Source organism: Paenibacillus sp. GbtcB18 (genome assembly GCF_019091125.1).
GTDB classification, from domain to species: Bacteria; Bacillota; Bacilli; order Paenibacillales; family NBRC-103111; genus Paenibacillus_F; species Paenibacillus_F chitinolyticus.
In genome coordinates this window covers 504,202-529,130 of the sequence record NZ_JAGXJX010000002.1, presented here as the reverse complement: position 1 = coordinate 529,130, position 24,929 = coordinate 504,202, and the positions used below count along the sequence as shown (strand labels likewise).

The 24,929-nt window shown below is 56.7% G+C and carries 24 protein-coding genes; 21 read left to right on the top strand and 3 right to left on the bottom strand.

The features are described from left to right. The first annotated feature begins 22 nt into the window (after positions 1-22). The 14 genes from hrcA (at position 23) to KVT34_RS07620 (ending at position 17,050) form a co-directional block, all read left to right on the top strand. Positions 23-1,048 carry a heat-inducible transcriptional repressor HrcA gene (gene hrcA, locus KVT34_RS07685; protein WP_042230147.1) on the top strand — a complete coding sequence of 342 codons (1,026 nt, stop codon included), beginning with the start codon at positions 23-25 and terminating at the stop codon, positions 1,046-1,048. Between the two features lie 117 nt (positions 1,049-1,165). Continuing rightward, positions 1,166-1,741 carry a nucleotide exchange factor GrpE gene (grpE, locus tag KVT34_RS07680; protein WP_217557993.1) on the top strand — a complete coding sequence of 192 codons (576 nt, stop codon included), beginning with the start codon at positions 1,166-1,168 and terminating at the stop codon, positions 1,739-1,741. 67 nt (positions 1,742-1,808) lie between these two features. Further along, complete coding sequence (dnaK, locus tag KVT34_RS07675; protein WP_217557992.1) at positions 1,809-3,653, top strand: molecular chaperone DnaK; 1,845 nt, start codon at positions 1,809-1,811, stop codon at positions 3,651-3,653. 129 nt (positions 3,654-3,782) lie between these two features. Further along, on the top strand, positions 3,783-4,907 hold the full coding sequence (dnaJ, locus tag KVT34_RS07670) for a molecular chaperone DnaJ (RefSeq protein WP_217557991.1): 1,125 nt from the start codon (positions 3,783-3,785) through the stop codon (positions 4,905-4,907). Positions 4,908-5,111: 204 nt separating this feature from the next. Continuing rightward, positions 5,112-6,455 carry an APC family permease gene (locus KVT34_RS07665; RefSeq protein WP_302695072.1) on the top strand — a complete coding sequence of 448 codons (1,344 nt, stop codon included), beginning with the start codon at positions 5,112-5,114 and terminating at the stop codon, positions 6,453-6,455. A 138-nt stretch (positions 6,456-6,593) separates the two neighbouring features. Beyond that, entirely contained in the window at positions 6,594-6,767 is a 174-nt protein-coding gene (locus tag KVT34_RS07660) for a YfhD family protein (protein ID WP_217557990.1), read from the top strand. Then, entirely contained in the window at positions 6,764-7,135 is a 372-nt protein-coding gene (locus KVT34_RS07655) for a hypothetical protein (RefSeq protein ID WP_217557989.1), read from the top strand. Before KVT34_RS07660 ends, KVT34_RS07655 begins: the two co-directional genes overlap by 4 nt. Before the next feature lie 488 nt (positions 7,136-7,623). Then, a complete protein-coding gene (prmA, locus tag KVT34_RS07650) occupies positions 7,624-8,598 on the top strand; it encodes a 50S ribosomal protein L11 methyltransferase (protein ID WP_217557988.1) in 975 nt (324 codons plus the stop codon). 9 nt (positions 8,599-8,607) lie between these two features. Continuing rightward, on the top strand, positions 8,608-9,312 hold the full coding sequence (locus KVT34_RS07645) for a site-2 protease family protein (RefSeq protein WP_217557987.1): 705 nt from the start codon (positions 8,608-8,610) through the stop codon (positions 9,310-9,312). A 176-nt stretch (positions 9,313-9,488) separates the two neighbouring features. Further along, positions 9,489-10,319 (top strand): 16S rRNA (uracil(1498)-N(3))-methyltransferase, encoded by an 831-nt coding sequence (locus KVT34_RS07640; RefSeq protein WP_217557985.1) that lies wholly within the window; start codon positions 9,489-9,491, stop codon positions 10,317-10,319. Positions 10,320-10,323: 4 nt separating this feature from the next. Next, positions 10,324-11,685 carry a tRNA (N(6)-L-threonylcarbamoyladenosine(37)-C(2))-methylthiotransferase MtaB gene (gene mtaB / locus KVT34_RS07635; protein WP_217557984.1) on the top strand — a complete coding sequence of 454 codons (1,362 nt, stop codon included), beginning with the start codon at positions 10,324-10,326 and terminating at the stop codon, positions 11,683-11,685. 301 nt (positions 11,686-11,986) lie between these two features. Then, the gene (locus tag KVT34_RS07630) at positions 11,987-13,204 is read left to right on the top strand and encodes an LLM class flavin-dependent oxidoreductase (protein WP_217557983.1); all 1,218 of its coding nucleotides are present in this window, start codon (positions 11,987-11,989) and stop codon (positions 13,202-13,204) included. Between the two features lie 67 nt (positions 13,205-13,271). Beyond that, on the top strand, positions 13,272-14,345 hold the full coding sequence (locus tag KVT34_RS07625) for an aliphatic sulfonate ABC transporter substrate-binding protein (protein ID WP_217557982.1): 1,074 nt from the start codon (positions 13,272-13,274) through the stop codon (positions 14,343-14,345). A gap of 239 nt (positions 14,346-14,584) precedes the next feature. Then, complete coding sequence (locus tag KVT34_RS07620) at positions 14,585-17,050, top strand: PBP1A family penicillin-binding protein (RefSeq protein WP_217557981.1); 2,466 nt, start codon at positions 14,585-14,587, stop codon at positions 17,048-17,050. Between the two features lie 187 nt (positions 17,051-17,237). Here the strand turns inward: KVT34_RS07620 and KVT34_RS07615 are convergent, their stop codons facing one another. Then, positions 17,238-18,215, bottom strand: a complete 978-nt coding sequence (locus KVT34_RS07615) for a peptidoglycan-binding protein (RefSeq protein ID WP_009675408.1) — start codon at positions 18,213-18,215, stop codon at positions 17,238-17,240. A 277-nt stretch (positions 18,216-18,492) separates the two neighbouring features. Here KVT34_RS07615 and KVT34_RS07610 point away from each other — a divergent pair, with 277 nt between their 5' ends. After that, positions 18,493-18,936 carry an NUDIX hydrolase gene (locus KVT34_RS07610; RefSeq protein ID WP_217557980.1) on the top strand — a complete coding sequence of 148 codons (444 nt, stop codon included), beginning with the start codon at positions 18,493-18,495 and terminating at the stop codon, positions 18,934-18,936. Then, a complete protein-coding gene (gene deoC / locus KVT34_RS07605) occupies positions 18,933-19,610 on the top strand; it encodes a deoxyribose-phosphate aldolase (RefSeq protein ID WP_217557979.1) in 678 nt (225 codons plus the stop codon). The genes KVT34_RS07610 and deoC overlap by 4 nt, the downstream gene beginning before the upstream one ends. Here the strand turns inward: deoC and KVT34_RS07600 are convergent. Beyond that, complete coding sequence (locus KVT34_RS07600; RefSeq protein ID WP_217557977.1) at positions 19,576-20,844, bottom strand: Na/Pi cotransporter family protein; 1,269 nt, start codon at positions 20,842-20,844, stop codon at positions 19,576-19,578. The genes deoC and KVT34_RS07600 overlap by 35 nt on opposite strands. Positions 20,845-21,007: 163 nt before the next feature. Between KVT34_RS07600 and KVT34_RS07595 the strand changes: the two genes are divergently transcribed. Genes KVT34_RS07595 through KVT34_RS07580 form a run of 4 tightly spaced genes read left to right on the top strand, consistent with a single transcriptional unit; the run spans position 21,008 to position 23,413 of the window. Beyond that, the gene (locus tag KVT34_RS07595) at positions 21,008-22,372 is read left to right on the top strand and encodes a class I SAM-dependent rRNA methyltransferase (RefSeq protein ID WP_217557976.1); all 1,365 of its coding nucleotides are present in this window, start codon (positions 21,008-21,010) and stop codon (positions 22,370-22,372) included. 46 nt (positions 22,373-22,418) lie between these two features. Continuing rightward, the gene (locus KVT34_RS31710) at positions 22,419-22,589 is read left to right on the top strand and encodes a hypothetical protein (RefSeq protein ID WP_254634642.1); all 171 of its coding nucleotides are present in this window, start codon (positions 22,419-22,421) and stop codon (positions 22,587-22,589) included. A gap of 44 nt (positions 22,590-22,633) precedes the next feature. After that, positions 22,634-23,083, top strand: coding sequence for a NucA/NucB deoxyribonuclease domain-containing protein (locus tag KVT34_RS07585; protein ID WP_217557975.1), 450 nt, complete (start codon positions 22,634-22,636; stop codon positions 23,081-23,083). Between the two features lie 54 nt (positions 23,084-23,137). Then, positions 23,138-23,413 carry a hypothetical protein gene (locus KVT34_RS07580; protein ID WP_217557974.1) on the top strand — a complete coding sequence of 92 codons (276 nt, stop codon included), beginning with the start codon at positions 23,138-23,140 and terminating at the stop codon, positions 23,411-23,413. Between the two features lie 65 nt (positions 23,414-23,478). On the opposite strand, the gene KVT34_RS07575 is transcribed toward KVT34_RS07580, so the two are convergent. Continuing rightward, positions 23,479-23,832 carry a hypothetical protein gene (locus KVT34_RS07575; protein ID WP_217557973.1) on the bottom strand — a complete coding sequence of 118 codons (354 nt, stop codon included), beginning with the start codon at positions 23,830-23,832 and terminating at the stop codon, positions 23,479-23,481. A 122-nt stretch (positions 23,833-23,954) separates the two neighbouring features. Here KVT34_RS07575 and KVT34_RS07570 point away from each other — a divergent pair, with 122 nt between their 5' ends. Next, the gene (locus KVT34_RS07570) at positions 23,955-24,878 is read left to right on the top strand and encodes an AEC family transporter (protein ID WP_217557972.1); all 924 of its coding nucleotides are present in this window, start codon (positions 23,955-23,957) and stop codon (positions 24,876-24,878) included. Positions 24,879-24,929 lie beyond the last annotated feature (51 nt).

The window sequence follows — 24,929 nt, the reverse complement described above, 5'->3', positions numbered from 1 at the left end:
CATATGCAAAGGAGGAGTTACTATGTTGACGGAGCGTCAGCGGATGATTTTGAATGCCATTGTAGATGATTATATCCGTTCCGCGGAGCCGATCGGTTCCCGAAGCATTTCCAAACGGGGCGATGTCGGATTCAGTCCGGCCACGATCCGCAACGAAATGTCGGATCTCGAAGAATTGGGCTTTCTGGAGCAGCCGCATACGTCAGCAGGCCGTATTCCTTCTCATAAAGGGTACCGTTATTACGTAGATCACCTGGTGCGGCACGGTACACTGGACGCTCACGAGCTGGAGACAGTGAAGCTTTTCTTCGCGGAGAAGGTCCAGGAGATGGAAGAAGTCATCCAGCATACGGCGAATATGCTGTCCGGTTTGACCAATTACACATCGATTGTGCTGGGCCCCGAGGTTTTTACCAATACGCTGAAACATCTGCAGATTATTCCGCTGAACGACAAGACCGCCGTTGCGATTATCGTGACGAATACGGGGCATGTCGAGAATAAAACCGTTGCGATCCCCCCGGGATTGCCGATGAACGAAATCGAGAAGGTCGTCAATTTGTTGAACGCGCGCCTTCAAGGGGTACCGCTGCTGCAGTTCAAGTCGAAGCTGTATACGGAAGTGGCCGGCGAGCTGAACAAGTATGCCGTGGGCTATCACGAGCTTCTGACGATGGTCGAGAGCGTGCTTGAGAATGACGAGAAAGACCGCATTTTCCTAGGCGGCACGACCAATATGCTGACACAGCCGGAATTTAAAGATGTGGATAAAGTTAAAAATATTTTGGATCTGCTGGAGCAAACTCCGGTTTTATTCAAATTAGTGACTTCCTCGCCTACAGGACTCCAAATCAAGATCGGTTCGGAGAACAGTCTGGCCGCCATGAACGATTGCAGCCTGATTACGGCGACCTATTCGTATGACGATCAGCCGCTTGGAACGATCGGGATACTCGGGCCTACGCGAATGGAATATGCCAAAGTGATCCGGCTTCTCGAGCATTTGTCCGCCAATATGGAAGTTCTTCTGTCAAGGTGGTACAAATAAAGAGACCGGTTTACAATGAGATTTTACACGAAGTTTAAGCGGGAACAGCTGGGGCAAACTTAAACGTGGCCGGCAGGCGCCGGCCCGTCCACTCTTTCAAGGAGGTGAACACGACAAGTGAGTACCGAAGAAACAAAGAACATCAACCCGGATACGAACGCCGCGGAAGCAGAAAAAGCTACATATGACGCGGAACAAGCAGAAGCTGCCGAAGCAGCGGCTCCTGAAGCGGAAGGCGCGACGAACGCGGAGCTGGATGAGCTTCGTAAAGCGGCCGAGGATAGCCAGCAGCGTTTGCTGCGCGCTCAGGCCGATTTCGACAATTTCCGCCGCCGCACACGCCAGGAGAAAGAAGAGTTTGCGAAATACGCTTCTCTTAAGCTGATCGAACAAATGCTGCCGGTCATCGATAATTTCGACCGTGCGCTGGTTTCCAGCCGCGAGACGCAGGATTTCGAAGCTCTTACCAAAGGGATCGAAATGGTGTACAGACAGCTCGAACAGGTGATGACCCAGGAGGGTCTGACGCCGATCGAAGCGGTAGGCCAACCCTTTAACCCGGAATTTCACCAGGCGATCATGCAGGTGGAATCGGATGAGCATGAAGAAGGCATCGTTGTGGAAGAAGTCCAGAAGGGCTACATGCTGAAGGATAAAGTAATTCGTCCTTCGATGGTTAAAGTCAGCATGTAAGCCGGAAGGGCTTAAGACCCGGCGAATTCATATATACGCACCCCTAATAAGGAGGAAATAGATTATTATGAGCAAAGTAATCGGTATTGACTTAGGAACCACCAACTCCTGCGTAGCCGTAATGGAAGGCGGCGAAGCCGTCGTTATCCCTAACGCCGAAGGAAACCGCACCACTCCATCCGTAGTGGGCTTCAAGAAAGACGGAGAGCGTGTTGTGGGCGAGACGGCAAAACGCCAGTCCATCACGAATCCGGACCGTACGATTATCTCCATCAAGCGTCACATCGGTACAAACCACAAGGAATCCATTGACGGCAAGGACTACACGCCTCAAGAGATTTCCGCGATCATTCTGCAAAAGTTGAAAGCCGACGCGGAGGCTTACCTGGGCTCTCCGGTAACGCAAGCGGTCATCACGGTTCCCGCTTATTTCAACGACAGCCAGCGTCAAGCGACTAAAGACGCGGGTAAAATCGCCGGTCTTGAAGTGCTCCGTATCGTCAACGAGCCTACCGCGGCCGCACTTGCTTACGGTCTGGAGAAATCCGAAGATCAGACGATCCTCGTGTATGACCTGGGCGGCGGTACGTTTGACGTATCTATCCTTGAACTCGGCGACGGTTTCTTCGAAGTTAAAGCGACAAGCGGCGACAACAAGCTGGGCGGCGACGACTTCGACCAAGTCATCATCGACCACCTGACGGCTGAATTCAAGAAAGAGCACGGCATCGACCTGAGCAAGGACAAAGCGGCTGTACAGCGTTTGAAAGATGCGGCCGAGAAAGCCAAGAAAGAGCTTTCCAGCGTCCTGACAACGACCGTTTCCCTGCCGTTCATTACCGTTGTCGACGGAGTGCCTCAGCACTTGGAGCTTAACCTGACCCGCGCCAAGTTCGAAGAGCTTTCCGCTTCTCTGGTTGAAAGAACACTGGGCCCGACTCGCCAGGCTCTGAGCGATGCAGGCTTGTCCCCAAGCCAAATCGACAAAGTCGTACTGGTCGGCGGATCGACTCGTATTCCGGCTGTTGTCGAAGAAATCAAAAAGCTCATCGGTAAAGATCCTCACAAAGGCGTTAACCCGGATGAAGTCGTTGCTCTGGGCGCTGCCGTTCAAGCAGGCGTTCTTACCGGCGACGTTAAAGACGTGGTCCTTCTGGACGTAACTCCGCTGTCCCTCGGTATCGAAACGGCCGGCGGCGTGTTCACCAAAATGATCGACCGCAACACAACGATTCCTACGAGCAAATCGCAAGTGTACACCACTTACGCGGACAACCAGACGAGCGTGGAAATTCACGTTCTGCAAGGCGAGCGCACGATGGCTAACGATAACAAGACACTCGGACGCTTTATGCTGGGAGACATTCCTCCGGCTCCGCGCGGCGTTCCGCAAGTCGAAGTTACCTTCGATATCGACGCGAACGGGATCGTTAATGTGTCCGCTCTCGATAAAGGTACAGGCAAGAGCCAGAAGATCACGATCACTTCTTCCAGCGGCCTGAGCGACGAAGAAATCGATAAAATGATGAAGGATGCGGAAGCGCACGCCGAAGAAGACCGCAACCGCAAAGAACTCGTCGAAGTCCGCAACCAGGCTGACCAGCTTGTTTACAGCACGGACAAAACGATCAAGGAACTGGGCGACAAAGTAGACCAGGCCGAGATCGACAAAGCGAACGCGGCGAAGGAAAAAGTGAAGCAGGCGCTCGAAGGCAACGACCTGGCTGCAATCAAAGCGGCTACGGAAGAGCTGACCGAAGTGGTCCAGCAGCTTTCCGTGAAGCTGTATGAGCAGGCTGCCCAGCAGCAGGGAGCGGGCGACGCGGCAGGCGAAGCGTCCGACGCCGGCAAGAAAGACAACGTAGTCGATGCGGATTACGAAGTAGTTGACGAGGACAAAGACAAGAAATAAGGGAATTTCACACCGGGAACTGTCTGACACAAAGAGAAGTCAAAGCCGTCCGAAAACGGCTTTGACTTTCCCTATGTTTCGACATGACCGTCCGGTTGGGGTTGCCGTTAAAGCAGCGGGGGTGGAGCGATGAGTAAACGGGACTATTACGAAGTACTGGGCGTCGGCAAGGACGCGTCCGCGGAAGATGTCAAAAAAGCGTACCGGAAGCTGGCGCGCCAGTATCATCCGGACGTAAATAAGGCAGACGATGCCGAAACGAAGTTCAAAGAGGCCAAAGAAGCGTACGACGTATTGAGCGACGATCAGAAGCGTTCGACGTATGACCGTTTCGGGCATGTCGATCCGAATCAGGGAATGGGCGGCGGAGGTATGGGCGGCGCCGATTTCGGAGGATTCGGGGACATCTTCGACATGTTCTTCGGGGGCGGAGGCGGCGGCCGACGCAATCCGAACGCGCCTCAGCGCGGAAACGATCTGCAGTATAACCTGCAAATCGAATTCAAGGAAGCGGTATTCGGCAAGGAGCTTGACCTGCAGATTCCGCGCACGGAAAACTGCGACAAGTGCTCGGGTTCGGGCGCCAAACCGGGCACACACCCGGAGACTTGTACCACCTGTCAAGGTTCGGGCCAGCAGGAAGTGGTTCAGAATACGCCGTTCGGCCGTATCGTGAACCGCCGTCCTTGCTCGACCTGTAACGGCCAGGGCAAAATTATCCGTCACAAGTGCGGAGAGTGCGGCGGCTCCGGAAAGGTCAAGAAACAGCGTAAGATACACATCAAAATCCCGGCCGGCGTAGACGACGGCGCTCAGCTGCGCGTCAGCGGTGAGGGCGAAAGCGGTACGCGCGGAGGCCCGGCGGGTGATCTGTACGTCGTTATTCACGTAAAAGCGCACGAATATTTCGAGCGCAGAGACGACGATATTTATCTGGATATGCCGCTGACCTTCGTTCAGGCGGCGCTCGGCGCGGAAGTGGAAGTGCCGACGCTGACGGAGAAAGTGAAGCTCAAGATTCCCGCGGGCACCGATACGGGAACGTATTTCCGCCTGCGCGGCAAAGGCGTACCGAAGCTTCGCGGCTACGGACAGGGCGACCAGCACGTGCGCGTCGTGATCGTAACGCCGAAAAACATGACCGAAGAGCAAAAGGATCTGCTCCGCGAGTTCGCGAAAGTAAGCGGGGAAGATACGAAAGAGCACGAGGAGTCCTTCTTTGACCGGATGCGCAAAGCGTTCCGCGGAGATTGATTTCCTGGACAGAATACCGCATGGCGCATGCCTGCGAAGCAAGCACCTTTCCCTGGCGGAGAGGTGCTTTTTCTTGTGCGAATGGTTAAAATTTCGGGCTGGAACATCATGCAATTTCCTGTATAATAATTCGTTGTGCCCTTATAGAGGCGCTCCGGCACGGGAGCGCGGACGGCAATTTTCAACGCAAAAGGAGAATCTTACTTGAAATCCAACATGGAATTGCAGCGGACGCTGAAGCTTTGGCATATCGTGGTCATCGGCCTCGGATATATGGCTCCTATGGCGGTGTTCGATACATACGGAATCGTTTCGGAGGAAACGGGAGGGCACGTCCCGGCCGCATATGCGCTGACTCTGCTGGCGATTCTTTTCACCGCGTCCAGTTACGGCAAAATGGTGAGAGTTTACCCGACGGCCGGCTCCGCTTACGCATACGCGCGGAATACGATTCATCCGTATGCGGGCTTCCTGGTCGGTTGGGCGGCGCTGCTGGATTACTTATTCCTGCCCATGATCAACGCTCTGCTGACCGGCATTTATTTGTCCGCGGTTTTCCCGGAAATTCCCGCCTGGATCTGGATCGTCGGTTTTGTGCTCTTTATTACGGCGCTGAACCTGCTGAAGGTGAAAATAACGGCTTCGGTCAACACGTTTCTCGTGCTTTTCCAGATCGTCGTTGTCGTCCTGTTCGCGGCACTCGCCGTAAAAGGTCTCATGAACGGGCAGGGAGTCGGAGAGGTGTTTACCGCCCAGCCTTTCTACGCCCCGGATATGTCCATCCCGGCCCTGCTCGTTGGCGCCTCGATTCTATGCTTCGCCTTTCTCGGATTCGATGCGGTATCGACGTTGACCGAAGAAACGGTAGATCCGGAAAAGAACACGCCGCGGGCCATCATTCTCGTCGCGATGATCGGCGGACTCCTGTTTATGACGGCTTCCTACTTTACCCAGTCGCTGTTCCCGGACGTTTCCGTGTTCGAAGATCCGGAGGGGGCTTCGCCGGAAATCGCCCTGTTTATCGGGGGCAAGGTGTTTCAGCTCGTGTTCCTGGCCGCGGCGCTTTCGTCCACACTGGCTTCGGGCCTCGTTTCGCTGACCAGCGTTACCCGGCTTTTGTACGCCATGGGCCGCGACAGCTATTTGCCGAAGAAATTTTTCGGATATGTGCATCCCAAAACGGGGACGCCGGTCTATAATGTCCTGTTTATCGGCTGTATATCGCTGATCGCGTTAAAGCTCGATCTCGTGACGGCTACCTCGTTTATTAACTTCGGGGCGCTGATTGCGTTCACGTTTGTGAACCTTTCCGTCATTATCCATTATATTTTCAAAAAGAAGCAGAGAAGCTTCGGCGATTATATGCGGTATCTGGTCGCCCCTCTGATCGGAGCGGGATTTGTGGCGTACATCTGGACGCATTTGGACCGTCATTCGATGACGCTGGGGTTGGTCTGGACGGCTGTCGGCGTTGTATATCTGATTTATCTGGTTGCGGTCGCGAAACGGGACGTGAAAAAAATCCAAATGGACGATTCCGGCAGTTAATGAAAGCTGGCGGACACATCCAAAGAAATCCGGCTCAAACGGTAGGACGATAGGCCCGAGCGAGCATGTTGCCAGCCGCATAAAAAAAGCCTCTGTAAAGCATGCTAATTTCTAGCTTGCATAAGGAGGCGCAAAACGATGAGTGAAAACCGGAACGAACACGAAGAAATCTCCGAGCAGATTTCGCAGCTGATTCCGATCGGCAAAAACGAAGATGTGGAGTTCAGCTCGGAAGAAGCCGACGCGGAGGATCTGGAAGCCCTGCAGCGCGCGAATGCCGCAGACAGACGTCAGGAGCGGCAGGGTCCATGAGCGAGAAGAGCATACTCGCGACTTTCCGCTCCCCTGAGGAAGCCCAAGGGGCGGAAGCCAAGCTGAAAGCGCTGCGGGTGATCGACATGCAGATCGCCAGATTCGACCGCTTTCAGGGAGAAGACGTTCAGCGGCAGATGAATCCGCTGACCGGGGATTTCGCCAGCCTCGGCAACTTGACGCAGAGTGCCGAGTGGTATTCGCACGACGCCGGCATTCTCGCGGCGGCGGACCCTACCGCCAGCGGAATGAGCGACGGCGGCTCGGGGATGCCGACCGGCCGCGATATTTTGCTGACGGTCGTGGTGGACGAGAGCACGCATCACCAGGCGATGCGTGTGATCCGCGAATGCGGGGGCGAGATCTGACGTCCGGCCTGTAACCGGGCCGGACGCCGCGAGCGCTTCCCCGCACAGCGGCCAGCCGTGGCCGAGTACGCGGCGTATGGCGGCAAAGCCCGCGGCGCCACGCGCCGTCTGCGCTACAGCGAGGCAGGCCGTCCCGCATCCGCAGCGCGGCTGGTTGTCCCGCGTCCGCCGCGCGACTGGCCGCTCGCATGCCGTGTGCGGCGCTTCGATGGGCGTCGGCTCAAGAGCGGACCGGTCAGCGCGGATAACGCGCAACCGACGTGCGCCCCGGTGAAATCGCACGGCCGATCAGCCGGAAGCCCACCGGCAGCGGCAAAAGCTCTCACCTCCGGTTTCACAGCGGAGAGTGAGAGCTTTTTTGCATGCTCCGCGTGAGCCGGTATCGCGGCCGGTGCCGACGGTTTTACCGGACTTGTAAAGTATAGTACAATAACAAGATATGTGAGCGGATAAGCAAGGCTAAAATCCGCAAGGGGGAACAAGTTGCGATGCGTTGGCATGAAATTACGGTAAACACGACGGAACAAGCCGTTGAAATGATTTCTAATTTTCTTCATGAATTTGGAGCCGGAGGGGTTTCCATCGAAGAATCCGGCACGTTGAATAAGAAACGGGATACTTCGCTCGGACAGTGGTACGAGCTGCCTTTTAACGATATTCCGGAAGGCCGCGCCGTTATCAAAGGGTACTTCGTCGAAGGAACCGAGCTGGAATCCATTATGACTACGCTCAAGCAGTCGGTCGAAGGGCTGGCCGAATTCGGCATCGATACGGGGAATCCGTCTTACGAGCTGCGCGAGGTGGACGACGAAGACTGGGCGAACGCCTGGAAGCAGTACTTTAAACCTGTCCGCATTACGGAACGTTTAACGATCAAACCGACATGGGAAGAATATACGGCATCGGAAGGCGAGATTATTTTGGAGCTCGATCCGGGAATGGCTTTCGGAACGGGAACCCATGCCACGACGTCGTTGTGCCTCAAGACTCTTGAAGAGGTCATCCAGGGCGGCGAAGATGTGATCGATGTGGGCACGGGCTCCGGCATCCTGTCGATCGCTGCGGCCAAGCTCGGAGCCCGGCGCGTTCTTGCCGTCGACCTTGACCCGGTTGCGGTTTCGAGCGCAAGCGAGAACTCCAAGCTCAACGGCCTGGAGGATCAGATTCACGTGAAGCTGAGCGATCTCCTGGGCGTTTTCAAAGAAAGCGAAGCGGGCGGGGGCGAGGATCTCGGCGTGAAACTCCCCGTTCAGGTGGTCGTCGCGAACATTTTGGCGGAAATTATTCTGCTCTTCATTGACGATGTATACAAAGTGTTGGCGCCGGGCGGCTGCTATGTCGTGTCCGGGGTCATTGTAAGCAAGCAGAAGGATGTGGAAAACGGCCTTCTCGCCGCAGGCTTCGAAGTCGAGGACGTGCGCCGCGACGGAGAGTGGGTCGTGCTGATCGCGCGGAAACGGTAGGCGGGCGGCATGGGGGATTTCAACGCCATTTTACAGCTGCTGCCGTTCACGCTGCTCGTACTCATCATCGCCTTTACGGTGCATGAGTTCGCGCACGCCTACTCGGCTTACAAATTCGGGGACCCTACCGCTTACAAGGAGGGCCGGGTGACGTTGAATCCCCGCGTTCACCTCGATGTGCTGGGGACGCTGCTGTTCGTCATCGCCGGGTTCGGCTGGGCGAAACCCGTTCCCGTCCGGCGCTCGAATTTCAAAAAGCCCCGCCTTATGGGCGTCATCGTCAGCTTCGCCGGGCCTTTCAGCAATCTGGTGCTCGGTTTTCTCGGCCTTATCGTGTTCTATGTGCTGCTGAATTACACGGGAATCGTGGGCTGGTCCGCCGGCGTTCAGAAGGCTGTGCTTATTTTTATGATTCTGTTCGTGAAAATGAACGTGCTGCTGTTCATCTTGAACTTGCTTCCGGTTCCTCCGCTCGACGGATACCGGATTCTGGAGGATGTGCTTCCGGTCGCCGGGCGCGAAAAGCTCAGGCAATATGAGCAGTGGGGAATGCTTGTCCTGCTGCTGGTTGCGTTTGTCCCGCCGTTGTACCGGGTGACGCTGGGGCCGATTTTCTCGCTGCAGTACGATATCATTTACGCGTTTAACGATCTGATCGGTTCGCTGTTCGGCCAGCGGCTGCCTATCGACCAGTTTTTCAGACTGATCGGATAAAAGGTGCTGCGCTGCTCCACGGACGGGGCAGGCCTATCTCATAAATGGTGCAGAAGGCCGGGCAGCCCCGGCCGGTTTTGTGAAAATTTGTGCCAGCGGTAGCTTTTGAGACCAGAACATTGTAAGATGAAATGTACGCGATTTTTAGCATTTTCGACAAAGAAAGAGTGGCCGCAATGCAAAGATATTTCATCCCAGCCGGAGATTTCGGCGCGGATTCCGTCGCGATTACAGGCGACGATGCCCATCATCTCGTGCGCGTCATGCGCGCCGAAGAGGGCGACCGCTGCATTTGCAGCGACGGCGTCAGCCGTGAAGCGATCGTTGAAATTACGGCGGTCGACAAAAACCGCGTCGAAGCGAAAATCGTCGAGACGCTGGAAATGAGCGCGGAGCCTGCCGTCGAGGTATGGATCGCGCAAAGTCTGCCGAAGGGCGACAAGATGGAGACGGTCATCCAGAAGGGGACCGAAATCGGAGCCGCGCGTTTTCTGCCGTTCGTGTCCGATCGGACCGTCGTCCAGTACGATGCGAAGAAAGAAGCCAAGCGCGCCGAGCGCTGGAATAAAATAGCCAAGGAAGCGGCGGAGCAGGCGCACCGGAACCGGATTCCGGTCATCGAGCCCGTGCTTTCGTGGAAAGCTCTTTTGAAGCTGGTTTCCGAAGCCGCGGACGGCGCCTGGATCTGTTACGAGAAAGAAGACGGATTCGGCATCGGAACGGCGATCCGCCGTTATTTCGGATCACGGGACAGCCGGACGGCCGAAATCGGAGCTTCGCGGACAGCGGCGGCGGGAGCAGGTGCGGACGGCCCAGCGGACGGCAAGCCGTCGAAGCTGCTGCTTCTTGTAGGCCCCGAAGGCGGATTCACCGAGCAGGAGATCCGCGAGGCCGAGGCGGCGGGCTGCGTGTCCGTGTCGCTCGGACGGAGAATTTTACGCACGGAGACGGCCGCTATGGTCGGGCTTGCGTGCATCCTATACGAATCCGGAGAGATGGGAGGATAACATCATGTCAACTGTGGCATTTCACACCTTGGGGTGTAAAGTTAACTTTTACGATACCGAAGCGATCTGGCAGAAGTTCAAAGGCGAAGGGTATGAACAGGTCGATTTTGAACAGACGGCGGACGTTTACGTGATCAATACGTGTACCGTTACGAATACCGGCGACAAGAAAAGCCGCCAGATGATCCGCCGTGCCATTCGGCGCAATCCGGAGGCCGTCGTGGCCGTGACGGGTTGCTACGCGCAGACTTCGCCGGCCGAAATCATGGCGATTCCGGGCGTCGATCTCGTCATCGGGACGCAGGACCGCGACAAAATCATTTCCCTGGTGAAGCAGTTCCAGCAGGAGCGCCAGCCGATCAACGCCGTGCGTAATATCATGAAAACGCGCCAGTTCGAGGAACTGGACGTACCGGATTTTGCCGACCGCACCCGCGCGTTTCTGAAAATCCAGGAAGGCTGCAACAATTTCTGCACCTTCTGCATCATTCCGTGGTCGCGCGGCCTTATGCGCAGCCGGGAGCCCGAGAGCGTCGTCAAGCAGGCGCACATGCTCGTTGACGCGGGCTACAAAGAAATCGTGCTGACGGGCATTCACACCGGCGGCTACGGCGAAGATATGGAAGATTACAGCTTGGCCCGCCTCTTGTGGGACCTGGACAAGGTAGACGGTTTGAACCGCATCCGGATCTCCTCGATCGAAGCGAGCCAGATTACGGACGAAGTATTGGAAGTGCTCGGCGCCTCCGATAAAATGTGCCGTCATCTGCACATTCCGCTCCAGGCCGGCAACGACCAGGTTTTGGCACGGATGCGCCGCAAATATACGACCGCCGAATACGGCCGGAAAATCGAGCTGATCCATAAAGCGCTGCCGGGCGCGGCCATCACGACGGACATCATCGTCGGCTTCCCGGGCGAAACGGACGAAATGTTCCGCGAAGGTTATGCCTTTATGGAACAAATGAAGTTCGCCGAAATGCACGTATTCCCGTATTCCAAACGGACGGGAACGCCCGCCGCGCGGATGCTGGACCAAATCGACGAAGAGATCAAGAACGCACGCGTTCACGAGCTGATCGACTTGTCGGAGAGAATGCAGCTGGAGTACGCCAAGCAATATGTGGGCAAACAGCTGGAAGTCATTCCGGAGCGCGCCTACAAAGGAGCCGCCGAAGACAGCGGTCTGCTGATGGGCTACAGCGACAACTATATGCAGATGGTATTCGAGGCGCCGGAAGAGATGATCGGCCGGGTATGTACGGTCGAAGTGCAGGAAGCCGGCGTGAACGAATCCAAAGGCAAGCTGATTCGCGTGGCGGAAGAGCAGTCCGCGCCCGCGAACCGGATCAAAGCGATTGTCTGAGAAACGTTTTATACCGGGTTGACAGACCCTGGGCACGGTGTTAAGATGGGGTACAATTCCATTGATTCCCATCTACCGGACAGCCGGAGACATAAGCGAGAGCTTATTGTTTCCGGCTTTTTTGCGTAGCCGAAAGGAGTGGAGCGTAGGGACCGCGGGAAGAAGAGGCGGCGTTTTTTAAGGATGGGGGGTCTGAATGAGGAAGGAGTCTAGTGGCTAAACACACTTTTTATTCCGACTAAAAACATGTGAAAAGTTTAATATTCAGGGTGTGAAATACGAATATGAAGGAGCGTGAAGCATGGGAAACGCAGTTTCGGAAGTGGAATTTGGCTGGTTTATTCCGACCACGGGTGACGGCAAATATATCGGAGTCGAGCCGGAAAGGGAATCATCCGCCGACTATATGATTCAAGTGGCGCAAACGGCGGAGGAAGCGGGCTTTACGTTCGCCCTTATTCCGACGGGTGGATCGTGCCTGGATGCCTGGATTGTCGGCTCCATCGTCGCTTCGCATACGAAGACGCTTAAGCCTCTGGTGGCGATGAGGCCGGGACTGATCGCGCCCGTGCTTGCCGCCAGGATGGCCGCCACGCTCGACGTTCTGTCGGGCGGCCGGGCGCTGATCAACGTCGTAACGGGCGGATCTCCGTCCGACTTGTCGGCTGCGGGAGATCCGCTCGCGGGGGATCATGACGAGCGGTATGTGCGTACCCGGGAATTTCTGCATATCGTCCGCAGCGTGTGGACGCGCTCGAACGACGGCGGGGAGAAATTTCTCGCCGGCGGCGGGTACAAGTACGGCGATTCGGAGAAGGTCGAATTCAGCGGGAAGTATTACCGGCTCGAAGGAGGGGCGGCGCTTCCTCTGCCCGTGCAGAAGCCTTATCCGCCTCTTTATTTCGGGGGCAGCTCCGAAGCCGGGAAGCGGACGGCCGTCGAAACCTCGGACGTCTACCTGATGTGGGCGGAGCCTCTTGACTGGATACGGGAGCAGATCCGGGAAGTGGAGGAGATCCGGGCCGAAGTGAAGGCGTCCACCGGGAAAGAGCGCGAGCTCCGCTACGGGCTGCGTGCGCAGGTGGTCGTCCGTGAAACGGAGGAGGAAGCCTGGAAAGACGCGTGGGAGATTATTTCCAAAGTGGACGACAGCGCGATCGAATGGTCCAGCCACCGCTTTAAGGAAACGGATGCGACCAATCAACAGAGGCAGAACTCGCTGCGGGAAAGCTCCCGGGCAAACGGATATGTGATCGGCCCGAATTTGTGGGCGGGCATTTCCATCGTGCGCGGAGGCGGCGCCATGACGTTCGTCGGCAGCGCCGAGCAGGTGGCGGATCGTCTGCTGGAATTTACGGCTATCGGCATTTCTTCGTTTATTCTTTCGGGGTATCCGAATCTGGAAGAAGCCCGGATTACGGGAGATTTGCTGCTGCCGGTTTTTAAAAGAAAGCTGGCGGAGCGCGGAGCCGCAGCGGACCTTGCTTTTTCAGGACATGAGGAGAAGATTGAGGTATAGATTGCGTCGTAGGCTGACTCGGGGTGGCCGCATAGGAGACTCGAACCGGAACGAAAGGGGAGAAAGAATGAAAGCTGCACGTGAAACGGCTCCGGCGGCGGATAAGGAAAAGCGTCGATACAGGTGGGCGATACCCTTTGCGTTCCTGATGATTCTGCTGCTTTCGGGCTGCATCGGCAAAGGGGAGCAAGCGTTAACGGAAGGGGCGGCCCCCGCCGGACAAAACGGGAAAGACAAAGTGACGGTGAGCATCGGAATCCAGCAGAGCCTGGGACCGCTGCTGATCGCCCGGGAGAAGAAATGGTTCGAGGAAGCATTCGCGAAAGCGGGGGCGGAGGTCAAGTGGCAGGAGTTTCAGAGCGGCCCTCCCCATTTCGAGTCCATTACGGCCGGACGGCTCGACTTCGGGATCGTCGGAAACGGGCCTGTCATTGCCGCCCAGGCGGGCAAGGTGGAGTTTAAAGAAATCGCCGTAAGCGGCGACGGGAAGAAAGGGAACGCGATTCTCGTTCCGAAAGGCAGTCCGCTCCAAACGGTGCGGGATCTCAAAGGCAAAAAAATCGCCGTGGCCAAAGGCAGCAGCGGCTGGATTTTCCTGTACAGGGCAATCGTCCAAGCCGGTTTAAAGCCTGACGACATTAAAATCGTCCAGCTTCAGCCTGATGAGGCGAGGCCCGCATTCCAGACGGGGGCGGTGGATGCCTGGGCGGTCTGGGAGCCGTTTATAACGAGCGAAGTCGTGACGGGAGGCGCATCGGTGCTGGCGGACGGAAAGCAGCTCGATCTGCTCGGACCGGGCTTTATCGTCGCGCGCAGCGAGTTTACCCGGGAACACCCGGAGTTGACGGTGCTTTTCCTGAAAACGTACGAGGAAGCCAGGCTGTGGCTGACGGAACATCAGGAGGAGGCGGTCGGTATTTTGGCCAAGGCCAAAAAGCTGGACCCCGAGATTGTGCGGAAAGTGCTGAGCAACCTCGAACCGCTGAACGCGGTCATTACGCCGGAATTTGTGGAGGCGCAGCAGTCGACGGCGGATTTTATGCTCTCCCAAGACGCGATCAAGCAGAAAATCGACGTGACCAAGGTGGTGGATAATTCTTTTATCGAGCAGGCGCTGAAGCAGGCTGCCGCAGGCAAATAACGGCTGGCGGAGCACAGGGCGCATCAAAGCAGGTTGGCTGTACAAGTTTTTCGGAGAGCGGTCGCACACTTTTTTTATCGGATAGGAAAATAGAGAAAAAAGAAGCTGCGGATCGGCTGCCTGCAGAGGCGGGGGTCCGTTTTTTCATGGGCAAAAACGCGCCGTGTGTTTAAAACTCGTTTTCCCGGTGGTAATAGGTAGCAGGCATGTTACATACACAGCTGGATGGAGGGGGACGCATGGCCGACACCGAGCAGACGGATAAGCCCGGAAAAAAGGACCGAACGACACCGAAGAAGAAGAGAACAGCGCGTAAAATCGCCGGTTTTGTCGTTCTGGGAGCATTAGTCGTTGTACTTGGTGCAGGAGCGTGGGCAGCGAAGACGGGAATCGAGATGTACCGGCAGACGGATCTTTCGAAGCTGGCGCAGGAACCGCCGATGCCGCTGCGGATTTACGATGTGAATAAGGAGCTGATTACGGAGCTGACCAATTCCAGAATGGAATATGTTCCGTATTCGGCGTTTCCGAAAGCGCTCACGGATGCGATTGTTGCGGTGGAAGATTCCCGGTTTTACGAACATGACGGGATTGATTACAAGGGTCTGAGCCGCGCGTTGTTTACAAATGTGAAGAACGGGGAGGTTGTGCAGGGAGGGAGTACGATTACCCAGCAGCTTGCCAAAGTGAAGCTTTTCAGCTCGGAGCAGACGCTTGAGCGCAAAATAAATGAAGCGGTGGCTGCGCTTAAGATTGAAAACAATTACGGCAAAGAGCAGATTTTGGAGCTGTATCTCAATTATATTTACTACGGGCGCGGCGCCTGGGGGATTGAGCGGGCTTCGCAGATCTATTTCGGTAAAAAGACACAGGAGCTTACGCTGGCGGAGGCGGCGCTGCTTGCGGGGCTGCCCAAGTCGCCGAATGCGTATTCGCCGCTTAACAATCCCGATAAAGCGAAAGAGCGCCGGGACCTCGTGCTCGGCATGATGGCGTCGCAGGGGAAAATTACGGCCGAGGAACGCGACCTTGCCCAGAACGAACCCATTAAGCTGACGGAGAATACGTCTCTTTCGGCAAGCAACAAGTACCCCACTTACGTGGATTATGTCATTCAGGAGACGCTGGATAAAACGAAAATGTCCGAGCAGGAAATTTTATCGGCGGGGCTGGAAATTTACACGAATTTGGACCCGAAAGTGCAGGATGCGGCGGAAGCCGTTTACTGGGACAAGAAAAATTTCCCCGGAGACAAAGGCGGGTTGCAGAGCTCCGTCGTCGTTCTGGATGCGAAGACGGGCGCGGTTAAAGGGCTGGTCGGTTCCCGCAGCGAAACGAAGGAGTTCCGGGCGTTTAATTACGCGACGCAGCTTCAGCGCCAGCCGGGCTCGACGATCAAGCCCCTGGTCGTGTACACGCCGGCGCTGCTGGCCGGCTTCAAGCCCGGCGATCTGATCAACGATGTGGAAACGGAATTCGCCGGAGGCTACAAGCCGAACAATTACGGCCACCGGTTCCACGGCTGGGTGACGATGGAGGAAGCCCTGGCCCAGTCCTATAATGTGCCCGCCGTGGCGATGATGAAGGAAGTGGGCATCGAGAAGGCGCTGGCCTTCGGACGCAAAGCCGGTCTTCCGCTGGAAGACGACGACCGGGTTTACGGCCTTGCCCTTGGCGGCATGAAATACGGCACTTCTCCGCTAGTTATGGCGCAGGCTTACACGATGTATGCGAATGGCGGCAGCCTGGCTCACGCTTACGCGGTTACCCAGGTGAAAGACCGAAACGGCAACGTCATCCTGGAGCAGAAAACGAAAACGGAGCGGGTGATCGATGCCGATACGGCCTACACGATGTCGGAAATGCTCCAGAAGGTTATTACGGAGGGCTCGGGCCGCAACGCAAGGCTTAACCGCGATGTGGCGGGCAAAACGGGAACGACGCAGCTTCCTGATGTGGCCGAGTTCCGCACTTCATCCGGGGGCGTTATCGACGGCTCCAAGGATGCGTGGTTTGTCGGCTATACGCCGGAACTGGTGACGGCCGTGTGGGTCGGTTACCCGGTGACGAACCGCGAGCATTACCTGACGACAGGCGGCGATAAGCTTCCGGCCGCCATTTTCCAGAAAATCATGAGTCAGGCGCTCAAGGGACAGCCGGTCACCGCTTTCAAAGCTCCCCGAGGCTACCGCCTTGCCGGAGGTAAAATCCAGCGGATCAACGGGGAGAGCGGCAAAGCTTACGCCGCCGTTGATTCGGGAGAGCGCCGAAGCGGAAGCCACACGCGGACGGAGGACTCTACGGCGGGGGAACCGCCCGTGACTCCGCCGCCATCGCCGTCGCCGTATCAAACGCCGGCGGATGGGACGATCACCGCTCCCGGAGGGGAAGCGACCCCGGCGGCGGGTACCGGAAGCCCGCCGCCCAAGGACGGGACGGGAAGCGTGAAGCCCCCCGTCGCGGGCAAAGAGCCGCCGGAAGGTACAGAGAAGCCTTCAGGGGAGACGACCCCGCCGCCATCGCCGGGAGTAAAGCCGCCGAAGGGCGAGACTGCGCCTACGGCCTCCGCGCAGCCGACTGCGAAGCCTCCGGCGCCGGCGAAGCAGGAGGAAGGCGGCACTGCGGGGTCCGGGGTGAGCGCCTCCCGGCAGAGCCCCGTCCCTTCGTCTTCGCCGGCGGGTGACGAGGCAGCGGTCGGCAACTGAACCGGCGGGTGCTTGGCCGGAGACGGGGAAGGGACGCGTGCGTTCCGGTTCGGACCCGCACGATAAGCTTGCCGTAAAACGAGAACGAACACCGAGGAGCTTAAGAAGAACTGGAAAAGCCCGCTCACCTTAATAGGGAGCGGGCTTTTTTTATAAATAAATAGGAAAAATCATATGAGTCCGGAATTTACTGTCTTAATTTAGACCAAGTAGCGGAACCGACGATTCCGTCCGAAGTAAGCGAGTTAGCCGTCTGGAATTTCTTCACGGCCGTATCCGTTCCGCTGCCGAAAATTCCGTCGGCCGTGACCGTGTAGCCTTTTTTGGTCAGCAGACGCTGAAGAACTTTCACTTCGTCGCCGGAGCTGCCCGAGCGGAGTACGGTCGTCGTGGTGGAAAGCGTGTCCAGCTTGGCGTTGGTCGCCACGCCTACGATTCCGTCGGAAACCAGGCCGTGCGCGGACTGGAACTGTTTCACCGCGGTATCCGTGCCGCTGCCGAAGATGCCGTCCGTGGAAACCGTGTAGCCGACTTTGTTAAGCTGCTGCTGCAGTTCCGTTACTTCCGGACCTTGGTCTCCGAGCCTGAGCACGCCGTCGTCCGGTGTCGTGGATCCGCCGGCAACAATATGGTGAACGCCGTCGGTCGTCGGAAGCGGGAAGCTGAGGCCGGCCTGCGCCGCCACGTCTTTCAGCTGGCTGTTGACGAACGTTCTGCCGTTCAGGGCGTTGCCCGCCGAGTCCTTTACGATGGCGTCGAACGCGATGCCGCGAGTGTGCGGAGCGGTATTGCTGGGTTTCGCGACTTCCGTGCCGAGTCCGTGCGCCGCTTTTTCCGCCGCCACGCAGGACGATTTGGAAGCATTCTGCACGATTTCATACAAATGCCGCTGATACTGGTACGGACGGTAAGCCGAGTTGAAGGTGATCGTCCAGTTTTTCTGCTTCAGCAGGCTGACGTACTTGTCCCGTTTTTGAATCAGGACGGGGTCTACATTGTCCCAGATTACTTTCTCTCCGTTTTCCATTCTGATTGCGAGAGGGTCCGTCATATTGGACAAATACCCTCCACACGTCTCGGTTGCGGATGCGGAGTTGGCTATCATCAGGGAAGAGAACATGAGGCCCGTACATGTGACTGCGATCATTGATTTTTTACCTAACATAAGTTACCTCCTGTAAAATGTAAATTTGGGCAACATACCCAACTATAATTAAACAAAATAAATGATTTTTAAGCAATATATTCCAGATTAAGATTTTATAAACATAATTTTATAAGTCTCTAATCTAAAGAAAGTCTCTAAATTTTCCACTAACCGGAAAGCTTCGAAAATCTCATACAAAAAAAGAAGCGCAGCTGCCTTCTTTCCGTTGCTTGTCTCCCTGTTTATTCGTTAGAATGTAAAGAATGACCCCGGCTCAGGCCGGAGGCTGGAAAGGATGGTTCCGATGAAGGAGATTTCGGGAGGCGGCGTAGTGTTCCGCAAGCAGGAGGGACGCACGGAGGTGCAGCTGATTCAGGACCGTTTCGGGAAAATGACGCTGCCCAAAGGAAAGATGGAGCCGGGCGAAACGATAGAGGAGACGGCGCTGCGGGAAATCGCGGAGGAAACGGGCATTGCGGGCCGGATCGTGGAACCGCTGGATGTGATCTCATACCGTTACGAGCATTCGGAGCATGGCACCGTGGATAAGGAAGTTCATTATTATCTGGTGGAAGCGGTCGGAGGCGATCTGCAGGCTCAGATAGAAGAAATCAGCGGAGTGGAATGGATGAGTCCGGAAACCGCTTGGAAGAAGCAGGCGGAATCGGGATACGATAACAACGACGGGGTTGTGCTTGCGGCTTTGCAAAAACTCGGATACGAGGTGAGGCTCGTATGACAGGGATTAGCGATCTGGCGTCTTATATCGATCATACGCTCTTAAAGCCGGAAGCGCAGAGCGGCGCTATCCGTAAGCTTTGCGGAGAAGCGAAGGAGTTCGGCTTCTACAGCGTGTGCGTGAACAGCGGATGGGTGCCCCTGTGCAGAGAGGAGCTTAAGGGCACCGCGGTGAAAGTATGCGCGGTTGTCGGTTTTCCTCTCGGCGCGTCTCTGCCGGAGGTCAAAGCTTTCGAAGCGGCAAAAGCGGCGGAGTCCGGAGCGGAAGAGATTGATATGGTTCTGGCGGTGGGCAGCCTTCTGGAAGGAAACGCCGAAGCGGTGCGGGACGATATCCGGCAAGTCGTGGATGCCGTGAAAGGCCGGGCGATCGTGAAGGTGATTCTGGAGACGGGATTTCTGAGCGACGAGCAGATTGTACTTGCCTGCCGTCTTGCCGAAGAAGCCGGCGCCGCTTTCGTGAAAACTTCTACCGGGTTCGGACCCGGAGGAGCGACTGCCGAGCACGTGCGTCTCATGCGGCAATCCGTATCCGCAGCCGTTCGTGTCAAAGCTTCCGGCGGTGTCCGTGATCTGGAAACGGCCCGCAGCATGATAGAAGCCGGAGCGCAGCGTCTGGGCACAAGTTCCGGCGTCGCTCTTATGTCCGGGGCTGCAGGTTCTTCTTCCTACTGAAAGGGAGGTAGCAGAACGGCAGCGCAATAAGTGAACTGGCCACGTTAAAAAGAGTTTGGGCGCGGGCGATTTGCGCCGACGGATCGGCGGTCATCCAGGACGAGACCTCTTGAAGCAGGCCGATCATCGGGAAGAAGAGCACCGTGCCTCCCACGTTGAGCAAAATATGCGACCAGGCTACGAACACGCCAGCCCGCGTGCCCCCGATGCTGGCGAGCCAGGCGGTTACGCACGTCCCGACATTGGAGCCCAGGGTGACGGCGATGCCGAGTTCAGGCGATATGACTCCGCTTGCCGCAAAGCCCATGGCCATCACGATGACCGCGCTGGAGCTGTGGATCAGAGCGGCGACGGCCGCGCCGGCGATGACGCCCCACAGCAGGCTGACCCGGGCCTGCTCGAGAAACCAGGCGAACAGGCCCTGATGCTGAAGGGCCGGGCCGATGCTCTGCATGATCCGGATGCCGATCAGCACGAGGGCGAAGCCGGCCGCGGCCAGCGCGGCATAGCGGACGGCGTGCAGCCAGCCGCGTCCGGCGGGCGGTTCCTGCGCAGGGCCTTGGTTGCCGGCCTGCCTCGAATCCGGACGGAAATCATCATGCGCGTGGGAGGAACCGGGCGCCTCCGTGCGGACCGGCGGACGGGCGCGGTCCGGCGCCGGGCGAGAACCGGCTGCGGGGCCGTCGTCTGTACACGCCGAGCCGGCAGGCCGCCCCGCCCGGGTGCCGCCGCTTCGAAAAGCCGGCGCCGGAGTAACGGCGGGGCCCGTCTTTGCGTCGCCGGGAGCGAAGCCCCCGGGCCTGCTGCCGGCGACGGCTGCCCCGCCCGCGCCCGCTTGACGCCGGCCGGGACCCGGCAGCCAGCTGGCGAGCCACACGGCGCTGGACGCCAGCAGCAGCGGCAGCGCGGCTGCGCCGAGGTTCAGCCCGATCAGCTCGGTCGTCAGGCACGTGCCGATGTTCGTGCCGAGAATGATGCCGAGCGTTCTCGGAAAAGTCAGGACGCCGGCGTTGACCAGGCCGATCGAGATCACCGTGACGGCGCTGCTGCTTTGGAGCAGCGCCGTCAGCGCGGTTCCGGTGACGAGGCCGTGGGCCGGCGTCCGGGTGGCGGTTTCGAGAAACCGGTATATATGGGGCCCGGCCAGCTGGTTTAAGGCCAGCTCCATCATTTTCATCCCGAATAAGAAGACAGACAGCCCTGCGAGTAGGGGGAGAGCCAGTGATAGCCACATAGGTCCTGCTCCTTTAATCGTTATTCCGCGTAGAACGGGGTTGTCTTAGCAGTATATGAGCGGGCGGCGGAGGGCATGACAAGCACCCCGCTCGCCCCGATTGATTTGATGTGCTTCCCGTCCAGGCAGGACGGGGGTTTTGGCAGGAGGAAGGAGCCTTACAATGGCAGCAATCGTTTTACAGAAAAAAAGAAAAAAACGGCTTGAACAGGGCCATCCCTGGATTTTCGCAAGCGAAATCGAACGCGTGGAAGGCGAGCCCGTTCCCGGACAGGTCGTGGAAGTGCGGACCCATGCCGGGCAGCCGCTCGCGTCGGCTTACTACAATCCGAAGTCCCAGATTACCGGACGGGTAGTCAGTTATAAACCGCTTGAAGCGATGACGAAGGAGTTTTTTGTCGAGCGTTTCGAACGCTGCGCCAGACACCGGGCACGGTTTTTGCACGATTCGGATTCTTACCGTCTCGTGTACGGGGAAGCGGATTTTCTGCCCGGGCTTACCGTCGATAAATTTGCGGACGTCCTCGTGGTGCAGATTTTGACGCTCGGCATGGATGTGTGCCGGGAAGCGATCACGGCGGCTTTGGTGGAAGTGTTCGCGCCTCAGGGCATTTACGAGCGCAGCGACGTGCCGGTGAGAGAGCTGGAGGGTCTGACGCAGACCACGGGTGCGCTTTATGGGGAATGTCCGCGTTACGTCCGCATTCTCGAGAACGGTCTTCATATCGAAGTCGATATCGAGCAGGGACAGAAGACGGGCTATTTCTTCGACCAGAGGGAAAACCGCGCGGCAACCGAGCCGCTTATGAAGGGCTGGGGAGCCGAAAGCGGCATCGCCGTCCGCGAGGTGGACCACGAGGGACAGATGCGGCGGCTGCCGGTTAACGCGAACGGCAAAGTCGTCACGTTTCCGTACTGGGACGGGGCCACGGTGCTCGAATGTTTCTCGCATACCGGCAGCTTTACGCTGCATGCGTGCAAATACGGGGCGAAGAAAGTGACCTGCCTGGACATTTCCGAGCATGCGGTGGAGAGCGCACGTACGAACGTCAAGCTGAACGGATTCGAAGACCGGGTCGAGTTCGTCGTGGCCGACGCTTTCGAATACCTGCGCAGACAGGTGAAGGGAGTCGAGGAACGGCGCCAGAGAGCGCTGGCCGGACAAGGCGCGAAGGTCGACACCTCCAAACCCGTCGGGGAAGGACGGACGTGGGACGTTGTCATTCTCGATCCGCCGGCCTTTGCGAAGACGCGCAGCGCCGTCGAGGGCGCCTGCCGCGGCTACAAGGACATTAACCTGCACGGGATGAAGCTGGTCAACGAAGGCGGCTATCTGGTGACGGCTTCCTGCTCGTACCACATGGCGCCGGAGCTGTTCCTGGAGACTGTCCATGCGGCTGCCGTCGATGCCGGGAAGATACTCCGGCTGGTCGAATTCCGCGCCGCGGGCAAAGATCATCCGCGCCTGCTCGGGGTCGACGAAGGAAATTATCTGAAGTTTGCCATTTTTGAAGTACGGAGCCGCTGACCGCGGTCTCCGGCTTTTTTTATTCCGGCATCCGGCGGGTTTTGAAATGAACGCCGCCCAGTGGGCGCATTTTATCGCCATCCACGAGACGCCCACGTCAATCAGCTCAAAAGAATCCGCGCAGCCAACCGCCGATAAGCGGCGGCTGACGGGATTAAACCGCGCGGGGCGAAGCCCTGCGGCGGTTTTTTTGCGTCCGGAAAGCGCGTTTGTATGATACAATGGCAAGGATAGCCACTACATAGAATACGGATGGACACCATGAACAAAAAACGAAAAAAGAACAAGAAAGCGGCCTCGATTTTTCTTTTTCTGCTGATTGTACTCGTTTCGGTCGTCGCTAAAAGCCTCGGTTTGTTCGACGGCGAGACGGGCAAGAGCACTTCTGCCGATCAGACGATCTATTTCCCGAGCGACAAGTATCCCGAAACCGCCAAGCACATTAAAGATGCGATTGCAAAAGGAGCTTCGTCCGTCTGCACGATCGACCGGAAGGGAGCCGAGGAGAACCGCAGGCAGTCCCTGGCCGGTGTCGCGACCAAAAAGAATTACGACCGCGACGAATGGCCGATGGCAATGTGCGCGGAAGGCGGCAAGGGAGCGGATATCGCTTACATCAAACCTTCGGACAACCGGGGGGCCGGATCTTGGATCGGCAATCAGCTAGATAAACTTCCCGATGGAACGCGGGTCGAGATCGTGGTAAAGTGAAGAGTCGGAATATCATTGACGGATTTCAATTTGCACACAGGGGAGTTAATGAAGATGGGTAAAAGAAAGAACGCAGATAGCGAGTCGCTGGACAAGCTGGATTATCGGGTTAAGGTCCTTTTGAAAGAATGGGCCGGACTAAGCGGCTTTTACGGATATAAATCCATGAGCCTGGACGAGATTTTAGAGCTGGTGAATACGGACGGCTGGGAAACGAAAGTCGATAAATCGGATCCCTCGGTCAGAAGAGTGATAATGGTCAAAGAAGATACGGTCCGGAAGGCGAAATTTTTTCTCGATGACAAGGGAAGAGCGCTGAAGGCCGACTAAAAACAGCGAAAACAAAAAACAACCACTGAGAATGATCAGTGGTTGCTGCGTTTTCACATGCCTGTTTAAAAGGAGGGATAAAGACTGACGGGACCCAGGCTGCCGTAGCTGCCTTGGAACTCTCCTTTAATAACGTACGTTCCCGGGGATAAGTAACCTACGGAAATTTCTACCGGGCTTGCCACGGCCGGACCGATAGCTACGTTTTTGGAGTAGAGGGGGCTGAGTTGTCCGTTCGGGCTCTTCGAATAAACCGTTATCTGAACGACCTCGTTCGTTGTGCTCCACAGTCCTATGCTCGCTTTGTGCGGCGCGGCTTGGCTGACGTACAGGTCTTGGGAGACGGCCGTATAGGCTGCCGACGCGTTGGCGGAAAAGGCAAAAAAAGCGGCAAAGATCAGGACGACGATTTTTTTCATTCGTTTACCTCCTTTCTCGCTTATAAGGGAACCGATTTCGATTGTACTTGTCCATTTTACCATATATAGGTTTGGTTGTCTGATATTTCTTTCCCGACTAACTGACGAGAAGTGATGAAAGCATGACCTATTTTATACATATCTTTCTCAACAATATCGTGCCGCTGGCGGTAATGATTCTGATCGGTGCGGCGATGTTCCGTGCGTTCCGACTGGATATCAAGACGTTGTCGAAGTTGAATTTTTACGTATTTGCTCCTGCGCTGGTTTTCGTTAAGCTGTACGAATCGGAGTTATCCGTGGCGATTCTCGGTCAGGTGCTTTTGTTCTTCCTGCTGTTTTTTACGGCCATTTCCGTGATGACCGAATTGTTCGTGCGCATCCGCAGGTACAAGGGCGGAATGAAAGGAGCCATGCGCAACAGCATTATTTTTTACAACAGCGCCAATTACGCGATTCCGCTCAATCAGATGGTATTTGTCGGGGATGCGTTCACCTTGTCCGTGCAGATGATCGTGATGATGATGCAGAATCTGCTGCCCAATACGCTCGGTGTTTACAACGTTAACGCCCATAAGAGCAGTTGGAAAGATATATTGAAAACGGTCGCTTACCTGCCGACGATTTACATGATTCCGCTCGCTTTCGTTCTGCGGCATTATCAGATCGCGGTGCCCCAGCCGCTTAGTATTCCGCTGCATTATATCGCGGACGGCTTTATGGCGACGGCTCTGCTTACCCTGGGCGTCCAGCTCGGCGGCATGAAGTGGGCTTTCCGGTTCTCCGACGTGCTCTGGTCGAATTTCCTGCGGCTGTGCATGGGCCCGCTGATCGGTCTGGGCGTCGTCTGGCTGCTGGGACTTCACGGCGTGATGGCGCAGGCGCTTGTCTTGTCCTGCGCCGTGCCGACTTCCCTCAGCAGTGTTCTGCTGGCGGTCGAGTACGACAACGAGCCGGAGTTTTCTTCGCAGGCCGTGTTTATGTCTACCGTGCTCAGCATGTTCACGGTCACGCTTGTCATCTACCTCCTGCCTTACATCGGGTAAGCGGATGGGCCTTATATACAGAATGTTATGGCATGATTCGGACTACAAAAT